Annotated in this window: 5 protein-coding genes; 1 reads left to right on the top strand and 4 read right to left on the bottom strand. The window is 69.6% G+C overall.

Features of this window, described 5'->3' with window-relative positions:
• Positions 1-220 precede the first annotated feature (220 nt).
• Positions 221-1,600 (top strand): ATP-binding SpoIIE family protein phosphatase, encoded by a 1,380-nt coding sequence (locus tag AC08ON_RS13750; protein WP_476617105.1) that lies wholly within the window; start codon positions 221-223, stop codon positions 1,598-1,600.
• 108 nt (positions 1,601-1,708) lie between these two features.
• Here the strand turns inward: AC08ON_RS13750 and AC08ON_RS13745 are convergent, their stop codons facing one another.
• From AC08ON_RS13745 to AC08ON_RS13730, 4 genes are all read right to left on the bottom strand, one after another.
• Positions 1,709-2,752 carry a S1C family serine protease gene (locus AC08ON_RS13745; RefSeq protein WP_476617104.1) on the bottom strand — a complete coding sequence of 348 codons (1,044 nt, stop codon included), beginning with the start codon at positions 2,750-2,752 and terminating at the stop codon, positions 1,709-1,711.
• 38 nt (positions 2,753-2,790) lie between these two features.
• On the bottom strand, positions 2,791-3,213 hold the full coding sequence (locus tag AC08ON_RS13740; RefSeq protein WP_476608023.1) for an enolase C-terminal domain-like protein: 423 nt from the start codon (positions 3,211-3,213) through the stop codon (positions 2,791-2,793).
• 353 nt (positions 3,214-3,566) lie between these two features.
• On the bottom strand, positions 3,567-3,857 hold the full coding sequence (locus AC08ON_RS13735; protein WP_476608018.1) for a hypothetical protein: 291 nt from the start codon (positions 3,855-3,857) through the stop codon (positions 3,567-3,569).
• Between the two features lie 141 nt (positions 3,858-3,998).
• On the bottom strand, positions 3,999-4,205 hold the full coding sequence (locus AC08ON_RS13730) for a hypothetical protein (protein WP_476608019.1): 207 nt from the start codon (positions 4,203-4,205) through the stop codon (positions 3,999-4,001).
• Positions 4,206-4,448 lie beyond the last annotated feature (243 nt).

Genomic DNA, 4,448 nt, shown 5'->3' with positions numbered 1-4,448 from the left:
GAGCGTGTACCTGCTCGACGAACCCCTTGACACAGACGCCCGACCGGAGCTGTTGGAATTGCGGCGCGCCATAAAAACACGCGTTTCCGGTCCGCCCTTGCAAAGTTGCGACATCCCGTTCTCAGCCGCCGGAGAGATCCTTTACTGCCACCGAAACTCTCCGATCTACCAAGCCTTTGCGTCGGGTCGCCCGTTTCACCACGCGGCCGACGATGAATCGTTGATCAGCGGATATCATACCCCTGGATTCCTCGACTACTTCCGGCGGCTGCTGCTGCGTTGGGGGATCGCGGTTCCCCTGCTGGTGGGGCGCTACTTCCATGGGGTCATGGTTGTACATGTCGGCGTTTCCGGGCGTATCTACACCGACGACGACGTCGAGATGGCCGCCAACCTTGGTGGACGTATCTCAGCCGCCATCGCCAATGCCCGCGCGTACGCTCGCGAGCGGGAGGTTTCTGTCACGCTGCAGCGCAGCCTGCTTGCACCCGACATCCCGGCCGTGGCCGGAATGGACATCGCCTGGCGGTACGAGCCGGGCTCCCTTCCCGGCCGGTCGCCCTGCGCCGAGCCGGGTCCGCCGATCGACGCCGAGGTGGGCGGGGACTGGTTCGACCTCATCCCGCTCTCGGCGGGTCGGGTAGCTCTCGTCATCGGAGACGTGGCCGGCCGCGGTGTGACCGCCGCCGCCGTCATGGGTCAACTCCGCACCGCCAGCCGGGCGTTCGCCTCACTCGATCTGCCCGCCGACGACGTACTCACCCACCTGGACAACCTTGCCCAGACCATCGGGGCAGGTCCTGACGGTGCCTTAGCGAGCTGCGTCTACACGATCTTTGAGCCCACCACCGCGACGATAGTCCTCGCCAACGCCGGCCACCCCCCTCCCGCCCTGCGTGATCCCGATGGCCGGGTCCGCCTCCTGACCGGCGGGGGCGGCGCGTTTCTCGGTATCGGCGGGCAAGTTTTCGTCCAGACCTGCTACCCGTTCCCCGTCGGGGCGACGCTCGCGCTCTACACCGACGGCCTCGTCGAGTCACGCGATATCGATATCTTCCAGGGAATCGGCCGGCTACAGCACGCTCTCGCGGACACCGGCACCGCGGACGCCACCGCCGACCGGCTGATGCGCCTGGTCGATCAGGCCAATCGAGACGACGACGTGGCGCTCCTGCTCGTCCGGGCCGCCGCGGCCATCAACACTCGCACCCTTACCATCCCTCTCACCCTCGACCTCAGGGCTGTCGGACAGGCTCGCCACGCCGTCAACGCCGCGCTGCGTCGCTGGCAGCAGCCCGAAACCATCGAGACCGCGGAACTACTGGTGAGCGAGATCGTCACCAATGCGATCCGCTATTCCCGAGTCCCCGGCGAACTCGTGCTCCGCAGCGTCCCGACGGCCCTCTACATCGAGGTCTCCGACAGCGACAGTCACCTCCCCCGTGTCCTCCACCCCAACGAGCAGGAAGAACACGGTCGTGGCCTGATCCACGTCGATGCACTCGCTGCCCGGTGGGGCACCCGCCCTACCCACTCCGGCAAGACGGTCTGGTGCCAACTCGACACCGGCACTGACACCGGCCCGGAAATCTTCACCTAGATCTCGTCCACGAACCCGCTGTCCCCAGGCGCGTGACGGCGCGTCGATGCATCCTCGGAAGCCCCGGGCCGGGCCCCGAGGTGGGACGCCGCATCAGCGGCGAAGCTCTCAGCCGGGCCGGTCGGACACCCTGACCTGCACTGTGTGGTCCCTGCCGTCTCGGTGGACGCCTAGCGTCACCATGTCACCCGGGGATACCTCGCGCAGCCTGGCGGAGAACTCCCCGGCGGAGGCGACCGACTTGCCGTTAAAGCTACGGATGACATCACCGGGTAGAACACCTGCCTTGCCCGCGGGCCCGCCGCGCACGACGGCCAGCACGAGCGCCCCGACACGCACGTCCAGTCCGAGCCGCTCAGCGATCGCCGAGGTGAGGGTGGCGAGCTGGACGCCAACGAAGGCGTGCTTCACGGTCCCGGTGCGCAGCAACTGCTCAACGGCGTCAACCGCGGTCGCGGACGGTATCGCGAAGCCCAGCGACGAGGCTCCGGTCGACGGTGGGATGTAGGCCTCGTTGATGCCCACGACCCGGCCCTGGCTGTCCAGCAGCGCCCCGCCGGAGTTACCGGGCGAGATCGCCGCATCGGTCTGGATAAGGTCCACCAGCGGCCGCCCCTGCCCACCCTGCTGACCGGATACGGGCAGGTTCCGGTTCACGCCGGAGATGATCCCGGCGGTGACGCTGTTCTCGAATCCCAGCGGGCTGCCGATCGCCACCGCCAACTCGCCCACCTGGGGCAGGTCCTTACGGAACGTCGCGGCGGGTAGGCCGGTCCGGTTCACCTTCACCACGGCGATGTCGCTGATCTCATCGGCGGCCTGTACCCGACCGGCCACCCGGCGGCCGTCGGCGAAGGCCACCTCGGCCTTTCCATCGGATGCCTGGGCAATCACATGCTGGTTGGTGACGATGACACCGTCGGCGCGGTAGACGATGCCGCTGCCCAGCTCGTTCCCGACCAGGATGGTGACAACGGACGGCTCGACGTCGGAGACGATGCCCGCAACGGCGCCGAGCCCGGCTCTGTCCGCGGCGGCGGCCCGGTCCGCCGTCGGCGAGCCGGGCCCGCCGCCAGTACCGCAGCCGGTGGCGCCCACCAGCATCACGGCAGCGGCGACGATCCCACTGATCCAGCCGGTCAACCGGCTCACGCTCCTGCCATACCCGCCAGAAGCTCCTGCCATACCCATCAGAACAGCCCGAACACCCAGCGGGCGGACAGGTCGATCCCCCGCGCGTCGCACAGCGCCGCCGCCCGCAGGAACCCGCTGATGCCGCCGCAGCGGGTGACGTCCACCTGCAGGCAGTCGACAGCACCCGCGGCCAGCAGCCGTTCCAGACCGGGCAACGTGTAGCCGTACTCGCCGGCCGCGATGTCCATCCCCGCCGGGCCGCGGTCCCGCAGCAGCCGCAACCCCTCCAGGTCGTCGGAGCTGACCGGCTCCTCGAACCAGCGCACATCCTGCTCCGCGAAGATCTCCGCCAGCATCAACGCCTGCTTGCGGCTGTACGCCCCGTTCGCGTCCACATAGAGCTCGACGTCGGATCCGACTGCCCGCCGGGCCACAGCCACCCGCTTCCGGTCCGCCGCCGGGTCCCGGCCGACCTTCATCTTCACCCGCGGGATACCCGCCGCCGGCCCGGACCGTCACCACCACCAGGGTGACGGAACCCCACTCCAGCGTCCCGTCCGACGCGGGCTGCTCGGTCGGCACCAGGTAGGCGGCGACCTCCACGCTCGCAACCGCTGGCATGCCTGCTGTCTCCCCGAAACCGCGGCCCGCCACGCCTACCCGGTCGCCCAGGCTGCTGCCCCGGGACGGGGTGGGCGAGGTTGGCTTCCGTGGCCACGGAAGATCCGCCAGGCTCGCGGGGCTGGGCGGCCCTCCGGCACGAAATCCTCCTCCGAACGTTCACCTTGGCTGGCGAAGCCAGGAGACAACCTCGGCCCCCGCGACCCGCCGGTCACCTCAAGGCACCGGCGGCAACCGCACCAGCCTTCGGCGGGACCGAGTCACCAGGGCGGTGCCGGCTCTGCCGGCGAGCGCCCAGGCGGTACAAAGCGAGCATGCTCGCGGCGTGCAGGCAGTCCACAGCGACGCCAGGCCGGCCCGGCGGTAGCAGGCTCTGGACCAGATGGCGGGCTCCCAGCACCCGCACGGCTGCCGGCCGGACGCGGCTGGAGGAGTGGCCGCCCGCGGCCCGCAGAACCAGCCCGGGCTGCGCCACCAGCAGGATCCCCCACCCGGTCCGCATGGCCCTGATCGCCGCCCACCCGGTCCGACCGGTCCGACCGGTCCGACCGATCCGCCACATTGTTGGTCCCGCACATCGTTGGTCCCGCGGCTGGTTCCAGGCCGCGGGACACCGCCTCGGCTGCCACGATCCGTACCGTGGTCAGGTCCCCTGTTCGGACCGTTCCCGCTGCTCGTGGCCTTCGGCTTCCCTCTCGTGGGCCTGAGCCTGAGCCCGGGCCTCTTCCGCCTCGCGCTGCTCCCGGCCCTTCTCCTCCTGCTGCTGCCCCTCCTGCCGCAGCCCTTCGCTGCCGGTCACATCGGCTGCCGCTTCCTTGATCTTGCCTTTCGCCTCTTCGAATGCGCCCATGAGTGAGTGTTCCCTCCTGACCGACTTTTTTGGCAATCTGGGTGTCACCTACGGCGGCCGATCGGCACGGGCCGCCAAGATAAGCGTTCCCACCTGGGCGGACGTTCTCCCCTACCGCTGGGATTCGTCAGGCAACCGAAAGATCAACAGGCTGGCCCGGCGCGCCCGCCGCCGGCCCCCTACCGGTGCCGGGCCATCCGGTCGGCCCCGACTCCCATGCCGGCCCCAACTCCCATGCCGGCG

It is taken from the genome of Frankia sp. CoWAU3 (genome assembly GCF_977971855.1).
Note: the sequence above shows the minus strand (reverse complement) of the source record. Positions and strands in the feature narration are given on the sequence as shown.

Excerpts from the sequence above, each read along its gene's own strand:
- AC08ON_RS13735 (WP_476608018.1), bottom strand. The coding sequence starts at position 3,857 with ATGCGGACCGGGTGGGGGATCCTGCTGGTGGCGCAGCCCGGGCTGGTT.
- AC08ON_RS13730 (WP_476608019.1), bottom strand. The coding sequence starts at position 4,205 with ATGGGCGCATTCGAAGAGGCGAAAGGCAAGATCAAGGAAGCGGCAGCC.
- AC08ON_RS13740 (WP_476608023.1), bottom strand. The coding sequence starts at position 3,213 with ATGAAGGTCGGCCGGGACCCGGCGGCGGACCGGAAGCGGGTGGCTGTG.